General features: G+C 50.9%; 4 protein-coding genes. All 4 read left to right on the top strand.

What is annotated here, in order from left to right; all coding sequences use genetic code 11:
• The first annotated feature begins 155 nt into the window (after window positions 1-155).
• Window positions 156-1,481, top strand: coding sequence for a homoserine dehydrogenase (locus NZ772_16065; GenBank protein ID MCS6815071.1), 1,326 nt, complete (start codon window positions 156-158; stop codon window positions 1,479-1,481).
• A 140-nt stretch (window positions 1,482-1,621) separates the two neighbouring features.
• A complete protein-coding gene (locus NZ772_16060) occupies window positions 1,622-2,143 on the top strand; it encodes a hypothetical protein (protein ID MCS6815070.1) in 522 nt (173 codons plus the stop codon).
• A gap of 14 nt (window positions 2,144-2,157) precedes the next feature.
• On the top strand, window positions 2,158-2,610 hold the full coding sequence (locus NZ772_16055; protein ID MCS6815069.1) for a VOC family protein: 453 nt from the start codon (window positions 2,158-2,160) through the stop codon (window positions 2,608-2,610).
• A 419-nt stretch (window positions 2,611-3,029) separates the two neighbouring features.
• Window positions 3,030-3,349 (top strand): Uma2 family endonuclease (locus NZ772_16050; protein MCS6815068.1); only part of this gene is annotated, 320 nt, incomplete at its 3' end.

Below are 3,349 nucleotides of genomic sequence, written 5' to 3'. Positions count from 1 at the left end.
GATTTGCCTAACAGTGTGATCACGGTTTGATCCAGTCTTAGTCTTCCCACTCCTTAGCAAACCTAACTGTGAGGTTTGGCCGCGATGAATTGACGATCGCCTGCCCTAGGTGGCATGGTACAAAGGTGGTTGTCAACCAAGAACCTGGTAAAAGCGTGACACGAATTAAGGTAGGACTATTGGGATTAGGCACGGTCGGTAGTGGTGTTGCTGAAATTTTCTCGAATCCAACACGACGGCATCCCCTGTTGCAAGACGTGGCTATTCATCGGGTGGGGGTCAAGTCACTAGACAAACCACGCCCCACAACAGTACCGACTGAGGTGCTCACAACCGATTTGGCAGCAATTGTCACTGACCCTGAAATTGACATTGTTGTGGAAGTCATTGGAGGGCTGGAGCCAGCCCGCAGTCTCATGTTGACTGCTATTGCCCATGGTAAGCACGTAGTCACTGCAAACAAGGCTGCTATTGCTCGCTATGGGGATGAATTATTTACTGCGGCCAATGAGGCAGGGGTGTATGTCTTGCTAGAGGCGGCTGTCGGTGGTGGCATTCCAGTAATTCAGCCCCTCAAGCAGTCCCTAGGAGCGAACCGAGTGCGATCGGTCATGGGCATTGTTAATGGCACCACTAACTACATCCTGACGCGAATGCAGGCAGAAGGAGCAGACTTTGCTGAAGTACTTGCCGATGCCCAGCGCCTGGGCTATGCCGAAGCTGATCCCACTGCTGACGTAGATGGTCTAGATGCCCGAGACAAGATCACAATCCTAGCGTCTCTAGCTTTTGGTGAGCGTATTAACCTCATGGATGTGCACTGTGAAGGGATTCGTCAAGTTTCGGCCACTGATATTACTTATGCAGAAAAGCTAGGGTTTGTGATCAAGCTATTGGCGATCGCTGAAGAACAACCGACCAGCACAGCCATGCAGGATTCCACCCCCTGCCTATCGATTCGTGTGCATCCTACCATGGTGCCAATCGACCATCCCCTAGCCAGCGTGAATGGAGTCTATAACGCAATTTTGGTAGAGGGTGAGCCGATCGGCCAAGTGATGTTCTTTGGCCCTGGTGCTGGATCAGGCCCAACAGCCAGCGCTGTGGTATCTGACATTCTCAATATTGTCGCCATTCTCGCAACCCAAGCCCCAGGCGTTGCCAAGCCTATGCTTCACCCTCTGCTCTCTTGCCCCCACAGTTCCTACGCCAACTTGGCTCCCCTAGACACCCTGACCACTCGCTTCTATGCACGACTGCTGGCTCAAGACTATCCTGGTGTCATTGGAAAAGTAGGTACCTGTTTTGGTAATCATCATGTCAGCCTAGAGTCGATCGTTCAGGCAGGGTTAAAGCATGATCTAGCAGAAATTGTCGTGGTCACCCATGATGTGCAGGAAGGTAGTTTTCGTGCAGCCTTGCGGGATATTCAGCAACTAGCAGCCATCGACAGTGTGCCTACAGTTCTACGAGTGCTGTAGACTGCTACTGCCCAGCATTAAGCATCATGTCAGTAGTTACGATCGTTTGCCAAGATTGACAACAAATTATGTAGGATTACTGCTGATTGCGAGGGTAACCACTACGCTGAAAGTATCGATACAAACTACTTGGACTCATTATGGATACTGTACTCAAAACTACGCCTGTTGGCAGTGCTCAACGAGCAAGGTGGCGGGTTGTCGTGATAGCGTGTCTTGCCTTTTGGCTTAGTAGCAGCCTGCTGATGGACTTTATCCTTATGCCCAGCCTCTATACCGCGGGAATGCTTGCCAGCGCAGACTTTGTGCCTGCTGGTTATTCTCTGTTTTGGTGGTTTAACCGAGTGGAGGTCATGTGTGGGGCTTTGGTGCTCACGGGCATTTGGATATTGCGATCGTACCAAGATGTGTTGCACCGCAAGGGGTTAGCCCCTGTGCTAATGGCGATTCTACTGTTGACGATTGCCCTACTCTATATGTACGTTTTGGCTCCGAGCATGAGCGCCCTCAGCCTTGATTTGAATCTGTTTGAACCCATTACCCGCTCTACTGCCCAGCTAGCCGCCATGGTGCATCTGCAAATCAGCTACTTAGGAGTAGAATTCCTAAAGCTGTTAGTGACTGGTACGCTCCTAGGGCTATGTTGGCACGATCGCGTTTAATGATTATCTAAGCCATGCTAGCTCCTGATTCAACCAAACTGGCAATTGGTACCTTACGCAGTGTTCATCACATTGCCTTAAATGTGGCGGACTTAGGACGATCGCGTCAGTTTTATGGCAAAACCTTGGGTTTGCAGGAGCTGCGCGGCAATGACATTCCAGAGACCTTACGCGAGTTGGTCAACCAGGGTAAGGTGGCCAACTTCATGCTGCCTGATGGTACGATTCTAGACCTATTCTTTACCCCAAACCTGACTCCACCTGATCCTGACCCCAGCCGAGAGTTTACCCGTGCTGCCCATTTAGCATTCGATATTGCCCCCCATCAGTTTGACCAAGCGGTTGAGGTATTGCACCACTCCTCTGTTCCGATCGCCGAAGGCCCTGTTAGCCGCCCGACTGGCCGGGGTATCTACTTCTACGATCCCGACGGCTTCCTGCTAGAAATCCGCTGTGACCCCGCCTAAGAGGTGTCCTATCTCCATGGCTTAGTTAGGACAGTAGACTTCTATGGACTGCATAGCAGTACACAATCTAGTTAGAGAGCATGTTACCTTTGCAGGCCCTCATTCCCCAACCTCTCCTCCCACAGGAGGCGAAGAGAAGTGCATCCAAGTCCCCCTCCCAAAGGCGATCGTGGTTTTCATCATCTCTTGGGCTGTCACTCTTTGGGTCGTGCTACACAAGTCGTGATGCGTTGTAGGAGTGGATGCAATATCCCATGGCGCAATGCGTTATACACAATCCTTGCTCACTGCCTGCTCGCGCACAGGTGGCTTTTGCTCCCCACGCGAAAGCCGCTGTAAGGCGTAATCAGTCTTCTTGTAGACATATCTTTTTGTAGAATGTTAAGGTGAAAGTCGCAACTTCCTAGTCAGCCAGTGTAATGTCGCTACATACTAAACCCCTCATCAACACTTGGCAACCCGCCCGCTGGGATGACTTTGTTCGCCTTGCTGACGACCCAGCCACTGCCAAGCTGAAAGGCTACTATCGCAATGGCCAGATGAGATTTGAACCCATGTCTACTGGATCTGATCATTCCAATGACCATGCTTTGATTCTCTTTGCGCTTGCCTTTTTTGCCGCTCATCAAGGAATTCCTATGACGGCTAAAGATGGTTGCTCCTACCGCAAAGCTGGGGTTGCAGAGTTTCAACCGGATATTTCCTACTACATTGGTGAGACAGCCGATGCCATTCCTTG

Source organism: Cyanobacteriota bacterium (genome assembly GCA_025054735.1).
Classification (GTDB): Bacteria; Cyanobacteriota; Cyanobacteriia; order SKYG9; family SKYG9; genus SKYG9.
This window is presented reverse-complemented; position numbering and strand designations above follow the sequence as displayed.